The following is a 21,989-nucleotide window of genomic DNA, read 5'->3' on the forward strand; positions in this document are numbered from 1 at the left end:
TCAGGCCTTTATGCTTGATCAGGTTGATTGGGTTTACGACGGAAGGTGGATATTTATCAACTGAATTCCGCTTTTTCGCCGATTTTGCTGCTTTAGTCCTATGAGAAGTCGATTTCTTGAGGTGCCGATGAGCACCTCGACAAAATGTTGCGCGTGAACAAGCTGGGTCAATCGCAGTCTGTTCTGCATCGAATATTTATTTGCCGGGGCGCCCGTTGGCGCGTCGCTACCGTGAGATAGCCGTCCCCCATGTTTGGTTCCAACGACGACAAGAAGACCCCAGCTGCGGCTGGCGAAAAGAAAAGCCTGTTCGGATGGCTGCGCAAAAAGCCGCAGGAACCCGCCGTCGAACAGCCACAGCCAATTCCTGAACCAACGCCAGCGCCAGAAGCAGAGACTGCGCCCGTTGTGGTGCCCATCGCCGAGCCGGTGCTGCAACCGGTTGCCGCGCCTGTTGACGAAGCCCCGACCGAATTGCCACAGGCCCCGGTCGCTCAGCCCTGGCTGACGTTGCCGGTGGCGGAAGAGCCGGTGGCCTTGGTCGAAGATGAGCAGGCGCCCCATGTGACGCCGCCGATTCCTGTGCACACGCCAGTGGCGCAAGAGCCGGTTCGGGCGCCAGTGATTGAGCCGGTGGTTGCCGCGCCGGTTGTCAAAGCGCCAGAGCCTGCACCTGCCGTCGTGCCGGTCGAGCCAGTCCGCACCGAAGAAACCAAGGCCGGTTTCTTCGCCCGCCTCAAGCAAGGCCTGTCCAAGACCAGCGCCAGCATCGGCGAAGGCATGGCCAGCCTGTTTCTGGGCAAGAAAGCCATCGACGATGAGCTGCTCGATGATCTCGAAACCCGTCTGCTGACCGCCGACGTCGGGGTCGAAGCCACTTCGGTGATCATTCAGCGCTTGACCCAGAAGGTCGCGCGCAAGGAGCTGGCTGATTCCGATGCCTTGTACAAGTCCCTGCAAGCCGAACTGGCGGCCATGCTCAAGCCCGTCGAGCAACCGCTGAAAATCACCTCGCAAAACAAGCCGTTCGTGATTCTGGTCGTTGGCGTCAACGGTGCCGGCAAGACCACCACCATCGGCAAGCTGGCGAAGAAACTGCAGCTGGAAGGCAAGAAAGTCATGCTCGCTGCCGGTGACACCTTCCGTGCCGCAGCGGTCGAGCAATTGCAGGTCTGGGGTGAGCGCAACAAGATCCCGGTGATTGCCCAGCACACCGGCGCCGACTCGGCTTCGGTGATCTTCGACGCCGTGCAGGCCGCCAAGGCCCGTGGCATTGATGTGTTGATCGCCGACACGGCCGGTCGTCTGCACACCAAAGACAACCTGATGGAAGAGCTGAAAAAAGTTCGCCGGGTGATCGGCAAGCTCGACGCCGATGCACCGCACGAAGTGTTGCTGGTGCTCGACGCCGGCACCGGCCAGAACGCCATCAACCAGGCCAAGCAGTTCAACCAGACCGTCGAGCTGACTGGCTTGGCACTGACCAAACTCGACGGAACCGCCAAGGGTGGGGTGATTTTTGCCCTGGCCAAGCAGTTCGGTCTGCCGATCCGCTACATCGGTGTCGGTGAAGGCATCGACGATTTGCGCACTTTTGAAGCTGAACCCTTTGTCCAGGCGCTGTTTGCCGAGCGGGAGCGTTCATGATTCGTTTCGAACAGGTCGGTAAACGCTACCCGAACGGTCACGTCGGCTTGCATGAGCTGAGCTTTCGAGTGCGTCGCGGTGAATTTTTGTTTGTAACCGGTCATTCCGGTGCCGGTAAAAGTACGTTGTTGCGCCTGCTGCTGGCCATGGAGCGACCCACCAGCGGCAAGTTGCTGCTGGCCGGGCAAGACCTGAGCACCATCAGCAACGCACAGATTCCATTCCTGCGCCGGCAGATCGGCGTGGTGTTCCAGAACCATCAACTGTTGTTTGATCGCACGGTGTTCAACAACGTCGCGCTGCCGTTGCAGATTCTTGGCCTGTCCAAGGCGGAAATCGCCAAGCGTGTGGATTCGGCCCTGGAGCGCGTGGCGCTGTCGGACAAGACCGATCTGTACCCCGGCGACCTCTCCACCGGCCAGCAACAACGCGTCGGCATTGCCCGCGCCATCGTTCACCGTCCGGCTTTGCTGCTGGCGGACGAACCGACCGGTAACCTCGACCCGCGGCTGGCGGCGGAAATCATGGGCGTGTTCGAAGACATCAACCGTTTGGGCACCAGCGTATTGATCGCCAGTCACGACCTGGCACTGATCGCGCGCATGCGCCACCGCATGCTGACCCTGCAACGCGGTCGATTGATCGGCGACGGGGAGGCCGGCGTATGAGTGCAACTCGCAGTCCGAAGGTTTCAGAACGCGTGGCGCCGAAGGCCGCCGATCCGCAACCGACCAAGAAAAAAGGCGACGACGATGATGGCCCGGACTTTGCGACGCTGTTTCGCGCCTGGATCGAAAGCCATCGCGCCAGCCTGCTGGACAGCCTGCGCCGACTGGGTAAGCAGCCCATCGGCAGCTTTTTCACCTGCATGGTGATGGCGGTGGCCCTGAGTTTGCCCATGGGCCTGTCACTTTTGCTAAGTAACGTTGAACGTCTGGGTGGTTCCTGGCAGCGTGCTGCGCAGATTTCGCTGTACTTGCAGCTCGAGGCCAGCCCGGCTGAGGGCGAGGCGCTACGCGCGCAGATCAAGGGCATGCCGGGCGTGGCCGATGCCGAATATGTAGGCCGGGATCAGGCGCTGGAAGAGTTCCAACAGCAGTCCGGCCTGGGCGACGCCCTCAAGGAGTTGCCGGAAAACCCGCTACCCGGCGTGGTCCTGGTGACGCCGAAAGAAGTCGATAAGCCGACACTTGAAGCATTAAGACAAAAACTTTCCGATCTGCCGAAGGTACAGCAGGCGCAGCTTGATTTAGTCTGGGTGGAGCGTCTGGCAGCCATTCTCAAGCTGGGCGACCGTTTTGTCTTCGGTCTGACCGTGCTTCTGGTTTCTGCATTACTTTTGGTGATAGGCAATACCATTCGTCTTCATATTGAAAACCGCCGCACAGAGATAGAAGTGATTAAACTGGTCGGCGGCACTGACAGCTATGTGCGCAGGCCCTTTCTTTATATGGGCGCGCTTTATGGTTTCGGTGCGGGGATTTTTTCCTGGGGCGTATTGGCGTTTGGCCTTGACTGGCTGAATGACGCGGTAGTCGGACTGGCCGGTTTGTACGGCAGTAATTTCGCGCTGGCCGGAGTGCCGGTTGCCGACGGTCTGTCGCTCTTGCTTGGCGCTGTGCTGTTGGGGTATATCGGTGCATGGATTGCGGTCGCACGCCACCTGAGGGAGCTTGCGCCTAAGTAGTATCATTTTGCTCGTATTGACCTTTCAGCGTTTATGGGAACTTGTTCTACGGTTTCTGGTCAATTTTCGCAGTGCTTAACTGCACGAGTTATGTAAGTCGGAGGTTTTTTCGTATGACCAATTCTTTGCAACCTGCATATGCTCTGGTCCCGGGTGCGAACCTGGAGGCCTATGTGCACACGGTGAACAGCATTCCGTTGCTGACGCCGGAGCAGGAGCGTGAACTGGCCGAGAGTCTCTACTATGAGCAGGATCTTGAGGCGGCTCGGCAGATGGTGCTCGCCCACCTGCGTTTTGTCGTTCATATCGCCCGTAGCTATTCCGGCTACGGTCTGGCTCAGGCTGACCTGATCCAGGAAGGTAACGTCGGCCTGATGAAGGCCGTGAAGCGCTTCAACCCGGAAATGGGCGTGCGCCTGGTGTCCTTTGCCGTGCACTGGATCAAGGCGGAAATCCACGAATTCATCCTGCGCAACTGGCGGATCGTGAAGGTCGCGACCACCAAGGCCCAGCGCAAGCTGTTCTTCAACCTGCGCAGTCAGAAGAAACGCCTGGCCTGGTTGAACAACGAGGAAGTCCATCGCGTGGCGGAAAGCCTCGGCGTAGAGCCGCGGGAAGTGCGCGAGATGGAAAGTCGCCTGACCGGCCATGACATGGCCTTCGACCCGGCTGCCGAAGCTGACGACGACAGTGCTTTCCAGTCGCCGGCCAACTACCTGGAAGACCACCGGTACGACCCGGCCCGTCAACTGGAAGATGCCGACTGGAGCGACAACTCCAATCACAATCTGCACGAAGCGCTGGAAGTGCTGGACGACCGCAGCCGGGACATCCTCTATCAGCGTTGGCTGGCAGAAGAAAAAGCCACGCTGCACGATCTGGCGCAGAAGTACAACGTATCGGCCGAGCGTATTCGTCAGCTCGAGAAGAGCGCGATGAACAAACTCAAGTTGTCGATTGCCGCGTAACCGGCAAGCAGGCAATAAAAAACGCCCCGATCATTGATCGGGGCGTTTTTGTTTCTGGCCTCACACATCCCCAATGTGGGAGCGAGTCTGCTCGCGATGGCGTCGAATCAGACGACATCAATGTTTAATGTGATGATCTCATCGCAAGCAGGCTCACTCCCACAGGGGATACGCAGTGTTACTGAGACCACGGCGCCCGGCGGGAATCGTTCAGTCCAATCAAATAACTGTCCCCCCCCAACTGGCTCATCTGCTGCCGTATCCACCCCGCACGCCGCGAAACGTACGAAGTCGGATGGCTGGCGCTCCACACGCGCGGGTTTGGCAGCACAGCGGCCAATAGACTCGATTGCTGGCGGCTGAGGTTTTTCGCGCTGATGCCAAAGTGATGTCGTGCAGCGGCCTCGGCACCAAATACCCCGTCATCCCACTCGACGCTGTTGAGATACACCTCAAGAATCCGCTGCTTGGGCCAGAACACTTCGATCAGTCCGGTAAACCAGGCCTCCAGGCCTTTGCGCAACCAGCTGCGACCTGACCACAGGAACAGGTTTTTCGAAACCTGCTGGCTCAGGGTGCTGGCGCCGCGAACCGTGCCGCCGAGCTCGTTATGGGCCAGTGCGGCCTGGATCGCCCCGAAGTCAAAGCCCCAGTGCTCCGGGAATTTCTGATCTTCCCCGGCGATTACCGCGACTTTCAGGTCGTCCGAGATTTCATCCCAGGGCTTCCAGGTGCGTTGCAGGTCAATGGGCTCGCCGTTGAACCACGATTCAATCTTGCGTTCGACCATCAATGCCGTGCCCGGTGGCGGCACTACGCGAAAGATCAGCACCAGCAATACGCTGCCGCCCATGAACCAGAGCACGGCCTTCGTGAAACGACGGAAATATATACGCAGCATAGAGATGGCTTGGCCGAACCCGTTGAGCGGGCCATTATACAGACCCTGTTGATTGCGTCTGACTGGAGTTCTTCATGCTGCGTGGCTTTCTGATGCTGGCCGCTTTTTTCGGTTTCACCGGTGTCGGCCTTGGCGCGTTCGCCGCCCACGGTCTGAAAAATCGCCTGAGTGCCGAGTACCTGGCCATTTTCCACACTGGCGTCACCTATCAGCTGGTGCATACCCTGGCATTGCTGGGTGTGGCGCTGCTGGCCACGCAGATTCCCGGTCGGCTGATCACCTGGGCCGGTGCGTCCTTTGCCATCGGCATCCTGCTGTTCTCCGGCAGCCTGTATGTGCTGACCCTGACCGGCTTCAGCAAGCTTGGCATCATCACGCCTTTTGGCGGCCTGGCATTCCTGGTTGGCTGGTTTTGCCTGGGCCTTGCCGCCTGGCGCTTGCAGCTTACCGCTTGACGCTTGTTGCTGACCTTTAGGTCACGATCGGGCTAGAATGCCAGCCCCTAAAAATGATGGCGGCATCCGGCATGCGCATTCAGTTGAACGGCGAATCCTTTGAACTGCCCGACGGTGAAACCGTTGCGGCCCTGCTGACCCGTCTGGACCTGACCGGACGCCGGGTGGCGGTGGAACTCAATCTGGATATCGTTCCGCGCAGTCAGCATGCCGATACCACGCTCAACGACGGCGACAACGTCGAAGTCGTGCATGCCATCGGCGGCGGCTAGCCGTCTGGCCTGCATGAGCCGAAAATTCTGCAAGACCCTCACTCCTACAGAGGATTTCCCATGAGCATCGTTCGTAGCGACAAGCCTTTCGTCCTGGCCGGTCGTACTTACCAGTCGCGTTTGCTGGTGGGTACCGGCAAATACCGTGACATGGAAGAAACCCGCCTGGCCATCGAGGCCTCGGGTGCCGAGATCGTCACTTTCGCCGTGCGTCGTACCAACCTCGGCCAGAACGAGGGCGAGCCGAACCTGCTGGATTTCCTGTCGCCGGATCGCTACACCTTTCTGCCGAACACCGCCGGTTGCTACGACGCAGTCGAGGCCGTGCGCACCTGCCGCCTGGCCCGTGAGCTGCTCGATGGCCACAACCTGGTGAAGCTGGAAGTGCTGGCGGACCAGAAAACCCTGTTCCCCAACGTGATCGAAACCCTCAAGGCCGCCGAATCGCTGGTCAAGGAAGGCTTCGACGTGATGGTCTACACCAGTGACGACCCGATCATCGCCCGGCAACTGGCGGAAATCGGCTGCATCGCGGTGATGCCGCTGGCCGGTCTGATCGGTTCGGGCCTGGGGATCTGCAACCCGTACAACCTGCAGATCATCCTTGAAGAAGCCAAAATCCCGGTGCTGGTGGATGCCGGGGTCGGTACCGCTTCCGACGCGACCATCTCCATGGAGCTGGGTTGTGACGCCGTGCTGATGAACTCGGCGATCGCCCACGCCCAACAGCCGATCATGATGGCGGAAGCCATGAAACACGCCATCGTTGCGGGCCGTTTGGCTTACCTCGCTGGCCGCATGCCGAAAAAACTCTATGCCAGCGCCTCTTCGCCGCTGGATGGTCTGATCAAGTAAGAGCCATTGATGACTGAATCGAACGACACGCCTATCCAGACGGAAGAAGGCGACGAGCGCCAACACCGCCGCATCAAGAGTTTCGTGATGCGTGCCGGGCGCATGACCGAAGGCCAGCAACGTGGCCTGGAGCAGGGCGCACCGCTGTTCGTGCTGCCCCTGGCCGACGCGCCGGTGGACTTCGACCAGGTGTTCGGTCGCTCGGCACCGCGCTCGCTGGAAATCGGTTTCGGCATGGGCCATTCGCTGCTGGAAATGGCGGCGGCTTCTCCGGAGCAGGATTTCATCGGCGTCGAAGTACACCGTCCGGGCGTTGGTGCGTTGCTCAACGGCGTGCTGACCCAGGGTTTGACCAACCTGCGGGTCTACGATTGCGATGCCATCGAAGTGCTCAACCGTTGCGTGGCCGACAACAGCCTCGATCGCCTGATGCTGTTTTTCCCGGACCCGTGGCACAAGAGCCGTCATCACAAGCGTCGCATCGTTCAGGCGTCGTTCGCCGAGCTGGTACGCAGCAAGTTGAAGGTCGGCGGCATTCTGCATATGGCTACCGACTGGGAACCGTACGCTGAATACATGCTGGAAGTGATGAACGTCGCGCCGGGTTATCGCAACCTGGCCGAAGACGGCAAGTGCGTACCGCGCCCGGCCGAGCGGCCGATCACCAAGTTCGAACGCCGTGGCGAACGTCTTGGGCATGGCGTGTGGGATCTGAAGTTCGAAAAACTGGCGTAAAACCTGTGGGAGCGAGCCTGCTCGCGATAGCGGTCTGACTGTCGACGAAGAGGTTGAATGTCAGCCCCTCATCGCGAGCAGGCTCGCTCCCACAGTTGTTTTATGTACAGCCGAAAGTTAGCGGCGGTCAGCGACGACGCCGATGAGCACCAGCACCACCAGCAACACCGGCGCCAGGCTGTAGTTGTTGAATTGGCTCAAGCCCCGAACGATCCACGGCGTGGCGTAGATCAGGGCGGCGCCGCTGCCGATCATGCACAGCAGGGCCATCAGCGGCACGCGCAAGGCGCCAGCGATGCTGCCCAGTCGTTGGTCGACCCAGCCCTTGAAATCCGCGCCGAACAGCACCAGCAGACAGCCCACCAGGGCCAGGGCGATTTCCGAGAGATTGCTGCGGCTCCAGCGAGAAACGGTGGCGAGCAGGTCGAGTACCAGATCCATTCGATTTCCTTATGTCAGAAACTTCTGCAGCAAGTCGTTGAGGAATAGCTGTCCGCGCTCGGTAGCCGCCAGACGTGTCGGTTCGACCTGCAACAGGCCACTTTGTTCGGCTTCGCGACGAGCTTCGGCCAGGCTTTCCAGGGACAGTCCGGTGCGTTCCGGATACAGCCGCGATTCGACCCCTTCGGTCAGGCGCAGGGCATTCATCAGGAACTCGAACGGCATTTCGTCGTTGGTCAGGGCTTTCTCGCCTGCCTGGAAGCTTTTGGCCGGGTTGAGGTAGTCCTTCGGCAGGCGAGTCTTCCAGGTGCGCACGATGCGCCCGTCCGGGTGGCTGAGCTTGCCGTGGGCACCGGCGCCGATGCCAATGAAGTCGCCGAAACTCCAGTAATTGAGGTTATGCCGTGCCGGGCGGCCCGGTTGGGCGTAGGCCGAGACCTCGTACTGCGTGTAACCGTGTTCGGCCAACAGTGCCTGGCCGGCTTCCTGAATGTCCCACAACGTATCGTCTTCCGGCAGCGTCGGCGGCTGGTTCCAGAACACGGTGTTCGGCTCCAGGGTCAGCTGATACCAGGAAAGGTGGGTCGGCTTCAGGGCGATGGCCTGGCGCAGGTCGCTCAGGGCGTCCTCCAGGGACTGATCCGGCAGACCGTGCATCAGGTCCAGATTGAAGTTGTCGAACCCGGCCTGGCGCGCCATGCCGGCGGCTCGCACCGCTTCGTCGCCGTTGTGAATCCGCCCCAGTGCCTCGAGCTTTGCCTGCTGGAAGCTCTGGATACCGATCGACAGGCGATTGATGCCGAGCGCCCTGTAGGCAACGAATTTCTCTTGCTCGAAGGTGCCGGGGTTGGCTTCCAGGGTGATTTCGATGTCGTGGGCAAAGGGGATGCGTTGTTCCACGCCTTTGAGCAGTCGGCCCAACGCGGCAGCGCTGAACAGGCTTGGCGTGCCGCCACCGAAGAAAATCGAGCTCAACTCGCGGCCATAGACAGCGTGCAGGTCCTGATCAAGGTCGGCCAGCAAGGCGTCGACGTACTCTTCTTCCGGCAGCACCGGGCTGGCGGTATGGGAGTTGAAGTCGCAATAAGGGCATTTGCGCACACACCACGGGATGTGGATGTACAGCGCCAGGGGCGGCAGTACCGGCAGGGCCGCCCGAGGCGATTGCGCGGCACCGCCGAAAATCAGCGGCGACGCGGAGCGGTCGTGGGTCATTTCAGGCCCAGACGCTGGCGCAGCAGATCCATTGCGCGGGCGCGGTGACTGATCCGGTTCTTGTCGCCCGGGCTCAGCTCGGCGCTGGAGCAATCGCGCTCCGGCACCCAGAACAGCGGGTCGTAGCCAAAGCCGTGCTCGCCGCTGGCCTCAGTCAGGATGCGGCCGTGCCACAGGCCCTCACAGAGAATCGGCAGCGGGTCTTCGGCATGTCTCACCAGGGCCAGCACGCAGACGAACTGTGCGCCACGCTCGGCCTCGGGCACGTCCTTGAGGACGTCCAGCAGTTTGGCGTTGTTCGCCGCATCGCCCTTGCCATCGGCATACCGCGCCGAGTAGATGCCCGGCGCGCCACCGAGGAAATCCACCGCCAACCCGGAATCGTCGGCCAGCGCCGGCAGGCCGGAAATGCGCGCGGCGTTTCGGGCCTTGAGAATGGCGTTCTCGACGAACGACAGGCCGGTTTCTTCAGGCTCGACCTGGCTGAACTCGCCGATCGAGCGCAGTTGCACCGAGTCGCCGAGCATGGCCTGGAGTTCCTTGAGTTTGCCGGCGTTGTGGCTGGCCAGTACGAGTTGCGTGAAGTTGATCATTCGCCGGGGAAGAGCTCTTGGTTGAAATTGATGGTGTTGATTTTGTCACCGGTCTGCACCTTGATCTCGAAGGTGCGGGTTTCCTGTTGAGGCACAGGATACTGAGCGATGTAGTAAATGGCGCCCTGCTCGGTGATCTGCTTGAAGCTCAAGGGCACGCTCTGGCTGGTCAGGTCTTTGACCGTGCCGGTGACTTGCGCCACCAGCGGCTTGCCGTCCTTGAGCACCGAAATATTGATCACGCCCTGATTCTTGCTGCGAATGAGTTCGGCCGACTTGGCGATGTCCGGCGTCAGGTACGTGGAGTTGAAGGTGTTGTAGTGCACCGTCACGTCGCCAAAGGTTTCCTGGCGCTCGCTCTTGATGACGTCGGCGGCCATGGCCGTGACGCTCAGGCAGGCGGTGAGTAGAAACAGCGCTAGACGACCCATGATTTTCTCCTCGGAATGTGGGTGATTCAGACCGCGACCTTATGGTCTGCAAGCCCCGGGCTGCTGACGCGGTAGATACCGATCTCACCTAACAGATTAGGCCATAGCTTACTGGCCCACCCGTGCCGATGCTGTTGATCCACGGCAAGCCGATCAATGACCTTGGCTTCACGTTCGCGACACAAGGCTTCAAAGTCTTCGAAAGTGCAGAAGTGGATGTTCGGCGTGTTGTACCAGGTGTACGGCAGAAACTCGGAAACCGGCATCCGTCCCTTGCTGGCCAGGTACCAGCGGCAGCGCCAGTGACCGAAGTTGGGGAAGGTGATGATGCACTGGCGACCGACCCGCAGCATTTCGTCGAGGATCTTGTCCGGGTAATGCACCGCCTGCAGCGCCTGGGTCATGACCACGACGTCGAAGCTGTTGCTGGCAAAGTTGCCCAGGCCCTTGTCCAGGTCCTGTTCGATGACATTGATGCCCTTGGCCACGCATTCGGCGATGTTGTCCGCGTCGTTTTCCAGGCCATAGCCGGTGACCTGCTTGTTGTCGCGCAGCCAGGTCAGCAGCTCGCCATCGCCGCAACCGAGGTCGAGCACGCGGCTACCGGCGGGGATCCATTCCTGGATGATTTCCAGATCAGCTCTCATGGCTATCTCACAACGTTATGCGGTTCATGTAATTGCCGAACGCCTGCAAGTAGCGCGGGATCGGAATCAGGAAGGCGTCGTGGCCCTGCGGTGCGTCGATCTCCAGGTAGCAGACGTCCTTGCGCGCGGCCATCAGCGCGTCCACCAGTTCCCGCGAGCGGGCAGGGGAGAAGCGCCAGTCGGTGGTGAACGACATCACACAGAACCTGGCGGTGGCACCGGCGAAGGTCTTGGCCAGGTCATCATCGAAATTGGCGGCCGGGTCGAAGTAGTCCAGGGCCTTGGTCATCAGCAGGTACGTGTTGGCGTCGAACCGCCCGGAGAACTCCTCCCCCTGGTAGCGCAGGTAGCTTTCGACCTGGAACTCGACGCTGTGGAAGTCGTAGTTGAGCTTCTCGCTTTTCAGGCCGCGACCGAATTTCTCGCCCATGGAATCGTCGGACAGGTAGGTAATGTGCCCGACCATCCGCGCCAGCATCAGCCCGCGCTTGGGGATCACGCCGTGTTCCTGGAACGAACCGCCATGGAAGTCCGGGTCGGTGAGGATCGCCTGGCGTGCCACTTCGTTGAAGGCGATGTTCTGCGCCGACAGCTTCGGTGCCGAGGCGATGGCCAGGCAGTGCCGCACGCGGTCCGGGTAAGTGATGGTCCACTGCAGGGCCTGCATGCCGCCCAGGCTGCCGCCGATGACGGCCGCCCATTGGCCGATGCCGAGCACATCGGCGAGGCGCGCCTGGCTGTGCACCCAGTCTTCCACGGTCAGCACCGGAAAGTCGGCGCCAAACGGCTTGCCGCTCTCGGGATTGATACTGCTTGGGCCTGTGGAGCCGTTGCAGCCACCGAGGTTGTTCAGGCTGACCACAAAGAACTTGTTGGTGTCGATGGGCTTGCCGGGGCCTATGCAGCTGTCCCACCAACCGGGTTTGCGGTCGTCGGGGCTGTGATAGCCGGCCGCGTGGTGGTGCCCGGACAAGGCGTGACAGATCAGCACGGCGTTGCTCGCCGTGGCGTTCAGCGTGCCGTAGGTCTCGTAAATCAGGTCATAGGCTGGTAGCGAACGACCGCAGGCCAACGCCAGGGGGTCGCTGAAGTGCGCCATTTGCGGCGTCACCAGACCAACAGAATCGGGGGGGAAGGCAGCTGGCATCGACCCTGCTCTCGTTGAAATGAGGCGTAAGTCTAAAGACCAGTGGGGTTAGCGGCAAGCAAAGGGCGGGCCTGATTTTTCCTGAACGGCCGAGGTGCGGCCATCGCGGGCAAGCCACGCTCCCACAGGAGTACAGATTCCAATGTGGTCAGCGGGGCTAGCCCGCGATGAGCGATGACTCGCTCAACCGGGCCGCCGCATCGGTATCAGATCAGCCCGAACAGCTCTTTTGGCATCAGGGCGTAGTACGCCAGGCGCGGAATCAGCCAGCTCTGCAGCAATTGCAGCGCGATAAAGGCGAAGATGGGCGAGATGTCGAGGCCGCCCAGGTTCGGAATGATCCGGCGGAACGGCGCGAGTACCGGTTCAGTGATCTGCTGCACCAGCTCTGCGCCAGGGTTATGGCTGCCCGGAGCGACCCAGGACAGGATCACGCTGATGATCATCGCCCAGAACAGGATTTTCAGAAACAGCGCGAAAATGCCGATCAAACCCCATGGCGCCAGGAACAGCACGTCCACCTTGTAGCCGCTGAGCAGCAGGATGACGGCGAACAGCACCATTTGCACGATCAGCGCCAGCACCAGCGACGACATGTCCAGCCCGAACATGCTCGGGATGACCCGGCGCAGTGGCTTGAGCAACGGTTGAGTGGCCTTCACGGCGAACTGGCAGAGCGGGTTGTAGAAGTTCGCCCGCACCAGTTGCAGGATAAAGCGCAACAGCACCACCAGCAGATACAGGCTGCCCAGGGTTTGAATCACGAAAATGGCAGCGTCATTGAGTCCGAGCATCATTGATTCCTTTGTAAGAGCTGATTAGCGACCGAGTTGCTCAGCCATTTCGGCCGAGCGGTGCGCGGCGGCGCCCAATGCTTTTTCTACCAGCGCTTCGAAGCCACCGGCCTGGAACGACTTGATCGCCGCTTCCGTGGTGCCCGCCGGCGAGGTGACGCGGCGACGCAGTTCAGCGGCGTCGACGTCGCTGGAGACCGCCATGTGAGCCGCGCCCAGTGCGGTTTGCAGGGTCAGTTGAGCGGCGATGTCGGCTGGCAGGCCGAGTTTCACGCCCGCGGCGGTCATGGCTTCGATCAGCAGGAAGAAATACGCCGGGCCGGAACCGGATACCGCGGTGACCGCGTCCAGTTGCTGCTCCTCGTCCAGCCACAGGGCGATACCGACGGCCGACAGCAGCTCTTGCGCCTGTTGGCGTTGTTCGGCGGTTACCTGGGCGGTGGCGAACAAGCCGCTCACGCCCTGGCGCAGGAGTGCCGGGGTGTTGGGCATGCAGCGCACGATCGGTTGGGCGCCGAGCCAGCTATTCATGCTGGCGCAGGTGATGCCGGCGGCAATCGAAACCACCAGTTGCTCAGGCTTCAGGCTTGGACGGATCGCTTCGCAGACCGCTTTCATCGCCTGAGGCTTGACCGCCAGCACGACCACATCGGCACCGTCGATGGCCTGTGCGTTGTCGGCAAAGGTTTCGATGCCGTGTTCGGCGCTCACGCGGGCGCGGGTTTCTTCACCCGGATCGCTGGCGCGGATCTGCGCGGCGTCCAGGCCTTTGGCCCGCAGGCCGCCGATCAGACTGGCGGCCATGTTGCCGGCACCGATAAAGGCAATACGCGTCTTGCTCATGTCAGGTCCTTATAAAAAGTGTGTAAGCCATGGATCAAGGCTGTGAATAGTCGCGAGCGCCAAACAGGGCCGTACCAATGCGGACCCAGGTGGCGCCTTGAGCGATGGCCGATTCGAGATCGTGGCTCATGCCCATGGAGAGTGTGTCGAGCGGCAGATTCAGGCTGGCTTGCAGATTCTGCACGGCAGCAAAGGCGGCATCCTGGGCGGCGCGATCTTCAGTCGGCTCGGGAATCGCCATCAATCCGCGCAACTTGAGGCGAGGCAGGGCGCTGATGGCATTGGCCAGGGCCGGCAGGTCGGCCGGGGTGCAGCCGGATTTGCTGGCCTCACCGCTGACGTTGACCTGGATGCAGATGTTCAGCGGTGGCAGATCGGCAGGTCGCTGTTCCGACAAGCGTTGTGCGATTTTCAGGCGATCCACGGAATGCACCCAGGCGAAGTGCTCGGCGATTGCGCGAGTCTTGTTCGATTGAATGGGGCCGATGAAGTGCCAGATCAAGGGCAGGTCGGCCAATTCGAGCTGCTTGCCCAGGGCTTCCTGCAAGTAGTTTTCGCCAAAGTCGCGCAGGCCGGCGGCATAGGCTTCGCGCAGGGCTTGTGCGGGTTTGGTCTTGCTCACGGCCAGCAGCTGGACGCTGTGTTCGTCCCGGTTGGCGGCGAGGGCGGCGGCGCGGATGCGCGAACTAACCAGTGCAATGTTGTCTGCTATCGTGGACATTCAAGGGGCGCCAGCGGGTCTGAGGTTGGCGGCATTCTACTGGAATTGAGGCGTGCTATGGATATCACTGAGCTGCTGGCGTTCAGCGCCAAACAAGGAGCATCCGACCTGCATCTGTCTGCGGGCCTGCCGCCAATGATTCGTGTCGACGGCGATGTGCGGCGCATCAACCTGCCGCCCCTGGATCACAAGGAAGTGCAGGCGCTGATCTACGACATCATGAACGACACCCAGCGGGTGGACTTCGAGAAGCACCTGGAAACCGACTTTTCCTTTGATTTGCCTGGCGTCGCGCGTTTTCGGGTCAATGCGTTCAACCAGAGTCGTGGTGCTGGCGCCGTGTTTCGCACCATCCCCTCCAGGGTCTTGAGCATGGAGGAGTTGGGCATGGGCGATGTGTTTCGCAAAATGACCGACGCTCCCCGTGGCCTGGTGCTGGTCACCGGCCCGACCGGCTCCGGCAAGTCCACGACGCTGGCGGCGATGATCGATTACCTGAACAACCATCGTCACCACCATATCCTCACCATCGAAGACCCTGTCGAGTTCGTCCACGAATCGCGCAAATGCCTGATCAATCAACGCGAAGTCCATCGCGACACCCGCAGCTTCCCCGCAGCCTTGCGTTCAGCCCTGCGCGAAGACCCGGATGTCATTCTGGTGGGCGAGATGCGCGACCTGGAGACCATTCGCCTGGCGTTGACGGCCGCCGAGACCGGTCATCTGGTGTTTGGCACGCTGCATACCACCTCGGCGGCGAAGACCATCGACCGGATCATCGACGTGTTTCCGGGGGATGAGAAGTCGATGGTGCGCTCGATGTTGTCCGAGTCGTTGCTGGCAGTGGTTTCCCAAACCCTGGTCAAGAAGATTGGCGGCGGGCGTATGGCGGCCCACGAGATCATGCTTGGCACGTCGGCGATCCGGAACCTGATCCGCGAAGACAAGGTGGCGCAGATGTATTCGTCGATTCAGGCGGGCGGGTCGCTGGGCATGCAGACGTTGGACATGGGGCTGAAGGACTTGGTCGCCAAGGGCCTGGTCAGCCGCGATCATGCGCGGGAGAAGGCGCGGTCACCGGATAATTTCTGAGGGGGAGCTGTGGCGCTTTACAGGAGGCTTCGCGAGCAAGTTCGCTCTCACAGGGGACTGCATTCCAATGTGGGAGCGAGCGTGCTCGCGAAGAGGTCGTTACATTCGAAGCAGGTTCCAGCGGATGTAATCAGCGCTGAACAACCCGCATCGCGTTCTGATCTTTCGGCAGAACCCGTTTGGCAACGGCGTAGTGGTTTTCCCAGTACGGCTTCTTCAGTGTGTCGATGGTCACCGACTTGCCACGACGTGGTGCGTGGATGAAGCGGTCGTTGCCCAGGTAGATGGCAACGTGATTGACTCGACGGCTCTTGATGTTGAAGAAAATCAGGTCGCCTGGCTTCAGGTCGTTGCGATTGACCTTCTCGCCGTGACCGCTGGCCATGGCATTGGAGGTGCGTGGCAGGTCAAACGTGGCGTCGTTGAACGCGTATTTCACCAGACCGCTGCAGTCGAAGCCTTTGCTCGGGCTGCTGCCGCCCCAACGGTACGGCGTACCGAGGACATTGACCGCACGGCTCAGCACGTTGCTGCTTTCCTTGTTCGCCATCGGCGGAACCAGGCCTTTTTTGTTGCTGGCCAGCTGTGGAGCGTGTTTGACTGATTTTTTGCTTTTGTTCGAAGGAGCAGAAGCATGGGATTTCGGCGTGTAACCATTGACGTTCGGAAGACGTTGCTCACGATTGGTGGCGTGGGCGGCCAGTGGCAATAATAGGCAAATGGTTAGCCATGTCTTTATAAATGGACGCATTAGGCAGGGCTCGTATGGGTTAGCGCGCAACTTTATAACAGCTTTTTTGTCCCTTCCGAGGCCGTTGGTCGATTCAACCTGGGGGTCAACGGAACTAAATAAGCGGCAAAAAGACGCCATTGTCGGACAGAAGTCAGGTGCTATAAGGCTTTGACGGGAGACAACGTACCACTTGCCATACGTCGGGTGCTCGTAAAAAAGTCACAAAGAATTCAAGAATATTTATCTATCGTGTGAATCGAGGTCATCCATGAACACCTATCAACAACCCGTTCCCCACCAAGATACCCACAGCAAAGTGATTGGTTATCTGTTGTGGATTTTCGGTTTCACCGGCGCTCACCGCTTTTATTACGGCAAACCGGTCACGGGGACGATCTGGTTCTTCACCTTCGGTTTGTTGGGGATTGGCTGGTTGATCGACCTGTTCCTGATCCCGTCAATGGACCGTGAAGCCGACCTGCGGTTCACCGCCGGCCCGATCGAATACAACGTCGCGTGGATTCTGCTGACGTTTCTCGGGGTGTTCGGTGTGCACCGGATGTACCAGGGGAAATGGATCAGCGGGTTGATCTACCTGCTGACGGGCGGACTGTTCTTCGTGGGAGTGCTGTATGACTTCTGGACGCTGAATGATCAGGTTTCGCTGCGTAACGCGCAGAGCCGAGGTGCCTTTCAGTAAGCCATCGCTAGCAGGGCTAGCTCCCACAGGGGGTCTGTGAACCTCACAAATCCCCTGTGGGAGCTAGCCCTGCTAGCGATTGGGATGACACGGTCTTACGCTTGGTGACTGATCCGTCCATCCACCAGGGTGTAACGCACCAGACCCGGCAGGCTGTGCCCGATGAACGGGCAATTCTCGCCTTTGGACAGCCAGGTTTCCCCGGCCACGGTCGAAGCCGCAGGGTCGAACAACACGATATCCGCCGCGCCACCCACCGCCAGTTTGCCGGCCGGCAGGCGCAAGGCCTCGGCAGGACCGGCGCCAAGGCGCGCCAGCAGGGTCGGCAAGTCCAGCAAACCGTCTTCCACCAGCGTCATCGCCAATGGCAGCAGCAGTTCGACGCTGCTGATGCCGGGCTCGGTGGCACCGAACGGCGCCAGTTTGGCGTCGCGCTCGTGGGGTTGGTGGTGGCTGGAAATCGCCGAAATCACGCCCGACTTCACTGCCGCACGCAGACCCTCGCGGTCAGCGCGGGTGCGTAGCGGCGGCTGGACGTGATACAGACTGTTGAAGTCGATCAACGCTTCGTCCGTCAGGATCAACTGGTACAGGGCGACATCCGCAGTGACCTTCAGGCCACGGGCCTGGGCCTGGGCGATCAGGGCTACGCCGCGAGCGCTGGTGAGCTGGCTGAAGTGCGCGCGCACGCCGGTTTGCTCGACCAGGAGCAGGTCCCGGGCCAGGGCCACGGTCTCGGCGGTTTCCGGAATGCCCGGCAAGCCGAGGAAACTCGCGGTCGGGCCTTCGTGGGCCAAACCGCCTTCGGCCAGATCATGGTCCTGGGAGTTGAAAATCACCGTCAGGTCGAAGGTTGCCGCGTACTCCAGCGCCCGGCACAGGGTGCGGGTGTTGCGGAAGCTCTCCAGGCCGTTGCCGAAGGCCACGCAACCGGCATCGCGCAACGCGACCAGCTCTGCCAGCTGTTCGCCGTCCAGGCCTTTGCTCAGGGCGCCGATCGGGAAGACTTTGGTGTTGCCGGCCTCGCGGGCGCGGTCGAGGATCAGTTCGGCCACCGCCGAGGTGTCCAGCACCGGTTTGGTTTTTGGCGGGCAGCACAGGCTGGTCACGCCACCGGCCGCGGCCGCGCGGGTTTCGCTGACGATCGAGCCTTTACGGCTGTAGCCCGGTTCACGCAGGGCAACATTGAGGTCGACCAGGCCAGGGGCGGCCACCAGGCCTTTCGCGTCGAGGGTGTCGACGGCGACGAAACCGGCCGGTGCGGCGCCAATGGCGACGATCTTGCAGGCTTCAATGTGGATGTCGGTAACTTGATCCAGGCCGCTGGCTGGATCGATCACGCGGGCACCGAGAATGCTGAGCTTCACTGGGCGTTCTCCTGCTCGAATTGGCGCTGGGCAGTCTGCCCGCTCATGGCCATGGACAAAACGGCCATACGAATGGCGATGCCGTAGGTCACCTGATTGAGGATCACCGAGTGCGGGCCGTCGGCCACCGCCGACTCAATCTCCACGCCACGGTTGATCGGCCCCGGGTGCATCACGATGGCATCGGGCTTGGCGCCGGCCAGGCGCGCAGTGGTCAGGCCGAACAGGCGGTAGAACTCGCCTTCGCTCGGCAGCAGGCCACCGGTCATGCGTTCGCGCTGTAGACGCAACATGATCACCACGTCGACGTCTTTCAGGCCTTCGGCCAGGTCGGTGTAGACCTTCACGCCGTATTGCTCGATACCGATCGGCAGCAGGGTTTTCGGGGCGATCACGCGGATGTCCGGGCAGCCCAGGGTTTTCAGCGCCAGCATGTTCGACCGGGCCACCCGCGAGTGCAGGATGTCGCCGACGATGGCCACCGAGAGGTTCTCGAAGCCGCCCTTGTGCCGGCGGATGGTGAGCATGTCGAGCATGCCTTGGGTCGGGTGGGCGTGACGGCCGTCGCCGCCGTTGATGATCGCCACCTGCGGGCACACGTGTTCGGCGATGAAGTGCGCGGCGCCGGAGTCACCGTGACGCACGACGAACATGTCGGCCGCCATGGCTTCCAGGTTGCGCAAGGTGTCGAGCAGGGTTTCACCCTTGCTCGCCGACGACGTGGACACGTTCAGGGTGATCACGTCCGCCGACAGGCGCTGGGCCGCCAGTTCGAAGGTGGTGCGGGTGCGGGTGGAGTTCTCGAAGAACACGTTGCACACGGTCTTGCCGCGCAGCAGCGGGACCTTCTTCACCGCGCGGGCGCCGACTTCGAGGAACGAGTCGGCGGTGTCGAGGATTTCCGTCAGCAGCTCGCGGCGCAAACCGTCGAGCGAGAGGAAGTGGCGCAGCTGGCCCTGATCATTGAGCTGCAGCGGGCGCTTGGTTTCTAGAGGCGTCATCGCAAGGGGGACTCTCAATAGGGCGAATTAAAGGGCGAGGTCTTGCACTTCGAGCTTGAGCTCCGGGCCGGACAGCTTCACGCGCTCGTGGGCGGCGAGTGACAGTGTTGCACCCACCACGTTCGGGCGGATCGGCAGTTCGCCGGCGTCCAGGTCCAGCAGGCACACCAGCGTCACACTGGCCGGACGCCCGTAGTCGAAGAGTTCGTTCATGGCCGCGCGGATGGTCCGGCCGCTCATCAGTACGTCGTCGATCAGCACCAGGTGCTGGCCTTCGATTTCGAACGGCAGGGCAGAGGGACGCACTTGCGGGTGCAGGCCGTTCTGGCTGAAGTCGTCGCGGTAGAAGGAAACGTCGAGCGTGCCGAGGGGCTCATGGCTGCCCAGCTCTTTGAGCAGGGCCTGGGCGACCCAGACGCCGCCGGTACGAATGCCGATGTAACGCGGTTCGCTGATGCCACGGTGTTCCAGGTGTGCCTTGAGACGGATCGCCATCTGGCTGATCAGTTCGGTGGGATTGGGCAGGCTCATGGTTGCTCCTTCTTGGGCCCGAGTCGGGTTGTGCTTGGGTTGGCTCGGGTTGTTACTAAAAGAGCCGCATGGCGACTCTTCAGGATTGGGTGCATCAGGATTCGAACAAAGCGCTGTTTTCGTCGAGCCAGCCTTGCAGCAGCAGGGCGGCGGCGATGGCATCGACCGGGTTGTCGCGGTAACTGCCTTTCTGGCCGCCACGATCACGGCGTTCGCCCTTGGCTTCGAACGTGGTCAGGCGTTCGTCGTGGGTATAGAAGGGCAGGTTGAAGCGGCCATTCAGGCGACGGGCGAACTTTTCCGCGCGGGCGCACATGTCGCTGGGCGTGCCGTCCATGTTCAGCGGCAGGCCAACCACCACGGCGTCGGGTTTCCATTCCTTGATCAGGGCTTCGACCTGATCCCAGTCGGGAATGCCATTCTGCGCTTTCAGGGTGCACAGCTCGCGGGCCTGGCCGGTAATCACCTGGCCTACCGCAACGCCGATCTGTTTGGTGCCGTAGTCGAATCCGAGGATCAGCCGCAGGGCCATCAGGCGTGCCCCGCCTGGCTGGTGAGCAGGCTGAGGTTGATGCCCAAGTGCTTGGCGGCGGCTTCCAGGCGCAATTCACTGCTGGTGTTGAACAGGACGTCAGCGTCGAACGGGCAGGTCAGCCAGGCGTTCTGCGCCAGTTCGGCTTCCAGTTGCCCGGCTTCCCAGCCGGCATAACCGAGGGCGATCAGGCTTTTCGCCGGGCCGACGCCGTCGGCGATGGCGAACAGTACGTCCTGGGAGGTCGACAGGGATAAATCGCCTTCCAGATCAACGGTCGCCTGATAGCTCTGCCCCGAAGGATGCAGGACAAACCCGCGATCGGTCTGCACCGGGCCGCCGATGAAAATCGGCACATGCTGGCAGAGTGCGGGTGGTTCGATATCCGGGCGCAATTGCTCGAGGATATCGGCCAGATTCAGGTCTTGCGGACGGTTGACCACCAGCCCCATGGCACCGTTGGCCGTGTGCTCGACGATGTAGGTCAAGGTGTGCGCAAAGTTCGGGTCGACCATGTGCGGCATGGCGATCAGGAATTGATGCTTGAGGTAGCTGGGGCTGACGTTTTTCATGAGCGCTAGTGTGGCGTTGGAGGGGCAAACTGACAAGCTGGGGATGCGCAGGAAATGCCGCAAATTGCTGTTGGCGACACAATCCCTGCAGGAGCGAGCCTGCTCGCGATAACCCTGAGAACACCGCGTGGTCTCAATCTTCCAGCGTTATCGTTGACGACCATCGCGAGCAGGCTCGCTCCCACAAGGCTACGCGAGGTCAGTTGCTTGAGAGTCTGTCCCCTCGGGCAAACTTCCAGGTGCGAATGATTTCCAGCCGGTCAATATCCGACAGATCCCCGGTAAACGGAGCGAAGGGCGCGGCCAGGCGCACGATGCGCTGTGCCGCCTGATCCAGCAACGGTTGCCCGGAGGACTCCAGCACCAGCACCTCATACAGCGAGCCGTCACGGTTGATCGACACCATCAGGCGCAAACTGCCGTAAATCTGTTGGCGCCGGGCTTCTTCGGGGTAATTGAGGTTGCCGATGCGCTCGATTTTCTTGCGCCAATCTTCCTTGTACCAGGCGCCCTTGTCTTTCATGGTCGAGGCGGCGCTCAGGCGGTGGATGCGCGGGCGCTTGGCGTACAACTGTTGTTCATTGGCCAGTTCCGCTTCCAGGCTGGCGATGTCGCTGGACAACTGTTCAGTGTCAAACGTCGGCGCGGCCACGGTTGGTTTGGTGTCGGTCTTGGGTTCTTCGGTCTTGGCTGCGGCTTTTTTCGGCTTCGGCGCGACGGTGGTCACCGCCGCCTTGGGCGGGGCCTCCCGCACTTCAGGCTTGGCCGCTGGCGGTGGCGTGACTTTCTGAACCTTGTTGTCCTGGAACGGCGCGACCTCGGTGGTCTTGGGGATCGCCTTTTTATCCAGGGTGCCGCTGCCTTGTTGATTTTCCTGGGCGAGGAAATCGGCTTTCTCAGGCTTCTTTTCGCTTTTGAACGTGGCGAGGGTGATTTCCAGGGTTTTGCTGATTTGCTTGGGCTCGACCATCGTGAAGCCGACGCCCAGCAGCAAGGCCAGGTGAATCAGCGCCGCAAGAAACAGGGTAAAACCGAGGCGATCAGCCGGGCGCACGCCACGGTGGGCGAGTTCGGCGGGCAGATCGGACGGGAGGGTCATGGGGCAAAAA

General features: G+C 61.1%; 27 protein-coding genes. 10 read left to right on the forward strand and 17 right to left on the reverse strand.

The window, feature by feature from the left end; translation table 11 throughout:
• Positions 1–249: 249 nt before the first annotated feature.
• From ftsY to rpoH, 4 genes are all read left to right on the forward strand, one after another.
• Positions 250–1,647: a signal recognition particle-docking protein FtsY gene (ftsY, locus tag JQF37_RS19095; protein WP_130206683.1), complete on the forward strand. Its 1,398-nt coding sequence runs from the start codon at positions 250–252 to the stop codon at positions 1,645–1,647.
• Positions 1,644–2,315, forward strand: coding sequence for a cell division ATP-binding protein FtsE (gene ftsE / locus JQF37_RS19100; protein ID WP_003229148.1), 672 nt, complete (start codon positions 1,644–1,646; stop codon positions 2,313–2,315). Before ftsY ends, ftsE begins: the two co-directional genes overlap by 4 nt.
• On the forward strand, positions 2,312–3,334 hold the full coding sequence (gene ftsX / locus JQF37_RS19105) for a permease-like cell division protein FtsX (protein ID WP_047534558.1): 1,023 nt from the start codon (positions 2,312–2,314) through the stop codon (positions 3,332–3,334). Before ftsE ends, ftsX begins: the two co-directional genes overlap by 4 nt.
• Positions 3,335–3,447: 113 nt before the next feature.
• The gene (gene rpoH, locus JQF37_RS19110; protein WP_047534555.1) at positions 3,448–4,302 is read left to right on the forward strand and encodes an RNA polymerase sigma factor RpoH; all 855 of its coding nucleotides are present in this window, start codon (positions 3,448–3,450) and stop codon (positions 4,300–4,302) included.
• Positions 4,303–4,480: 178 nt separating this feature from the next.
• On the opposite strand, the gene mtgA is transcribed toward rpoH, so the two are convergent.
• On the reverse strand, positions 4,481–5,203 hold the full coding sequence (mtgA, locus tag JQF37_RS19115) for a monofunctional biosynthetic peptidoglycan transglycosylase (RefSeq protein ID WP_047534552.1): 723 nt from the start codon (positions 5,201–5,203) through the stop codon (positions 4,481–4,483).
• 74 nt (positions 5,204–5,277) lie between these two features.
• On the opposite strand from mtgA, the gene JQF37_RS19120 reads away from it, so the two are divergent.
• From JQF37_RS19120 to trmB, 4 genes are all read left to right on the forward strand, one after another.
• On the forward strand, positions 5,278–5,658 hold the full coding sequence (locus JQF37_RS19120; protein ID WP_047534549.1) for a DUF423 domain-containing protein: 381 nt from the start codon (positions 5,278–5,280) through the stop codon (positions 5,656–5,658).
• A 71-nt stretch (positions 5,659–5,729) separates the two neighbouring features.
• On the forward strand, positions 5,730–5,930 hold the full coding sequence (gene thiS, locus JQF37_RS19125) for a sulfur carrier protein ThiS (protein WP_007953386.1): 201 nt from the start codon (positions 5,730–5,732) through the stop codon (positions 5,928–5,930).
• Between the two features lie 60 nt (positions 5,931–5,990).
• A complete protein-coding gene (locus JQF37_RS19130; protein ID WP_103402814.1) occupies positions 5,991–6,785 on the forward strand; it encodes a thiazole synthase in 795 nt (264 codons plus the stop codon).
• A gap of 9 nt (positions 6,786–6,794) precedes the next feature.
• Positions 6,795–7,520, forward strand: coding sequence for a tRNA (guanosine(46)-N7)-methyltransferase TrmB (gene trmB / locus JQF37_RS19135; protein ID WP_090326115.1), 726 nt, complete (start codon positions 6,795–6,797; stop codon positions 7,518–7,520).
• A 117-nt stretch (positions 7,521–7,637) separates the two neighbouring features.
• On the opposite strand, the gene JQF37_RS19140 is transcribed toward trmB, so the two are convergent.
• The 9 genes from JQF37_RS19140 to JQF37_RS19180 all read right to left on the reverse strand — a co-directional run bounded on the left by JQF37_RS19140 (position 7,638) and on the right by JQF37_RS19180 (position 14,352).
• The gene (locus JQF37_RS19140; protein WP_130206681.1) at positions 7,638–7,961 is read right to left on the reverse strand and encodes a DUF3392 domain-containing protein; all 324 of its coding nucleotides are present in this window, start codon (positions 7,959–7,961) and stop codon (positions 7,638–7,640) included.
• Between the two features lie 9 nt (positions 7,962–7,970).
• Complete coding sequence (hemW, locus tag JQF37_RS19145; RefSeq protein WP_130206679.1) at positions 7,971–9,176, reverse strand: radical SAM family heme chaperone HemW; 1,206 nt, start codon at positions 9,174–9,176, stop codon at positions 7,971–7,973.
• Positions 9,173–9,769 (reverse strand): RdgB/HAM1 family non-canonical purine NTP pyrophosphatase, encoded by a 597-nt coding sequence (gene rdgB, locus JQF37_RS19150; protein WP_130206677.1) that lies wholly within the window; start codon positions 9,767–9,769, stop codon positions 9,173–9,175. The genes hemW and rdgB overlap by 4 nt, the downstream gene beginning before the upstream one ends.
• Complete coding sequence (locus JQF37_RS19155; protein ID WP_130206675.1) at positions 9,766–10,200, reverse strand: DUF4426 domain-containing protein; 435 nt, start codon at positions 10,198–10,200, stop codon at positions 9,766–9,768. Before JQF37_RS19155 ends, rdgB begins: the two co-directional genes overlap by 4 nt.
• 26 nt (positions 10,201–10,226) lie before the next feature.
• On the reverse strand, positions 10,227–10,847 hold the full coding sequence (metW, locus tag JQF37_RS19160; protein WP_047534534.1) for a methionine biosynthesis protein MetW: 621 nt from the start codon (positions 10,845–10,847) through the stop codon (positions 10,227–10,229).
• A gap of 7 nt (positions 10,848–10,854) precedes the next feature.
• Positions 10,855–11,994, reverse strand: a complete 1,140-nt coding sequence (locus JQF37_RS19165; protein WP_130206673.1) for a homoserine O-acetyltransferase — start codon at positions 11,992–11,994, stop codon at positions 10,855–10,857.
• Between the two features lie 206 nt (positions 11,995–12,200).
• The gene (locus tag JQF37_RS19170; RefSeq protein WP_130206671.1) at positions 12,201–12,788 is read right to left on the reverse strand and encodes a YggT family protein; all 588 of its coding nucleotides are present in this window, start codon (positions 12,786–12,788) and stop codon (positions 12,201–12,203) included.
• Between the two features lie 24 nt (positions 12,789–12,812).
• A complete protein-coding gene (proC, locus tag JQF37_RS19175) occupies positions 12,813–13,631 on the reverse strand; it encodes a pyrroline-5-carboxylate reductase (RefSeq protein WP_204149753.1) in 819 nt (272 codons plus the stop codon).
• A gap of 34 nt (positions 13,632–13,665) precedes the next feature.
• Positions 13,666–14,352 carry a YggS family pyridoxal phosphate-dependent enzyme gene (locus JQF37_RS19180; protein ID WP_103402805.1) on the reverse strand — a complete coding sequence of 229 codons (687 nt, stop codon included), beginning with the start codon at positions 14,350–14,352 and terminating at the stop codon, positions 13,666–13,668.
• Between the two features lie 57 nt (positions 14,353–14,409).
• On the opposite strand from JQF37_RS19180, the gene JQF37_RS19185 reads away from it, so the two are divergent.
• Positions 14,410–15,444, forward strand: coding sequence for a type IV pilus twitching motility protein PilT (locus JQF37_RS19185; protein WP_130206667.1), 1,035 nt, complete (start codon positions 14,410–14,412; stop codon positions 15,442–15,444).
• 130 nt (positions 15,445–15,574) lie between these two features.
• On the opposite strand, the gene JQF37_RS19190 is transcribed toward JQF37_RS19185, so the two are convergent.
• Positions 15,575–16,195, reverse strand: coding sequence for a C40 family peptidase (locus JQF37_RS19190; protein ID WP_130206665.1), 621 nt, complete (start codon positions 16,193–16,195; stop codon positions 15,575–15,577).
• A 250-nt stretch (positions 16,196–16,445) separates the two neighbouring features.
• Between JQF37_RS19190 and JQF37_RS19195 the strand changes: the two genes are divergently transcribed.
• On the forward strand, positions 16,446–16,877 hold the full coding sequence (locus tag JQF37_RS19195) for a TM2 domain-containing protein (RefSeq protein ID WP_130206663.1): 432 nt from the start codon (positions 16,446–16,448) through the stop codon (positions 16,875–16,877).
• 95 nt (positions 16,878–16,972) lie between these two features.
• Here the strand turns inward: JQF37_RS19195 and JQF37_RS19200 are convergent, their stop codons facing one another.
• The 6 genes from JQF37_RS19200 to JQF37_RS19225 all read right to left on the reverse strand — a co-directional run bounded on the left by JQF37_RS19200 (position 16,973) and on the right by JQF37_RS19225 (position 21,979).
• Positions 16,973–18,244 (reverse strand): dihydroorotase, encoded by a 1,272-nt coding sequence (locus JQF37_RS19200; protein ID WP_130206661.1) that lies wholly within the window; start codon positions 18,242–18,244, stop codon positions 16,973–16,975.
• A complete protein-coding gene (locus tag JQF37_RS19205; protein ID WP_047534513.1) occupies positions 18,241–19,245 on the reverse strand; it encodes an aspartate carbamoyltransferase catalytic subunit in 1,005 nt (334 codons plus the stop codon). Before JQF37_RS19205 ends, JQF37_RS19200 begins: the two co-directional genes overlap by 4 nt.
• A 27-nt stretch (positions 19,246–19,272) precedes the next feature.
• Positions 19,273–19,776: a bifunctional pyr operon transcriptional regulator/uracil phosphoribosyltransferase PyrR gene (pyrR, locus tag JQF37_RS19210; RefSeq protein ID WP_047534509.1), complete on the reverse strand. Its 504-nt coding sequence runs from the start codon at positions 19,774–19,776 to the stop codon at positions 19,273–19,275.
• Positions 19,777–19,870: 94 nt separating this feature from the next.
• The gene (gene ruvX / locus JQF37_RS19215; RefSeq protein ID WP_130206659.1) at positions 19,871–20,308 is read right to left on the reverse strand and encodes a Holliday junction resolvase RuvX; all 438 of its coding nucleotides are present in this window, start codon (positions 20,306–20,308) and stop codon (positions 19,871–19,873) included.
• Positions 20,308–20,880, reverse strand: a complete 573-nt coding sequence (locus JQF37_RS19220; protein WP_130206657.1) for a YqgE/AlgH family protein — start codon at positions 20,878–20,880, stop codon at positions 20,308–20,310. The genes ruvX and JQF37_RS19220 overlap by 1 nt, the downstream gene beginning before the upstream one ends.
• Positions 20,881–21,079: 199 nt before the next feature.
• Positions 21,080–21,979, reverse strand: a complete 900-nt coding sequence (locus JQF37_RS19225) for an energy transducer TonB (RefSeq protein ID WP_130206655.1) — start codon at positions 21,977–21,979, stop codon at positions 21,080–21,082.
• Positions 21,980–21,989: the final 10 nt, after the last annotated feature.

Source organism: Pseudomonas sp. MIL9, assembly GCF_016887925.1.
Taxonomy (GTDB): Bacteria; Pseudomonadota; Gammaproteobacteria; order Pseudomonadales; family Pseudomonadaceae; genus Aquipseudomonas; species Aquipseudomonas mohnii.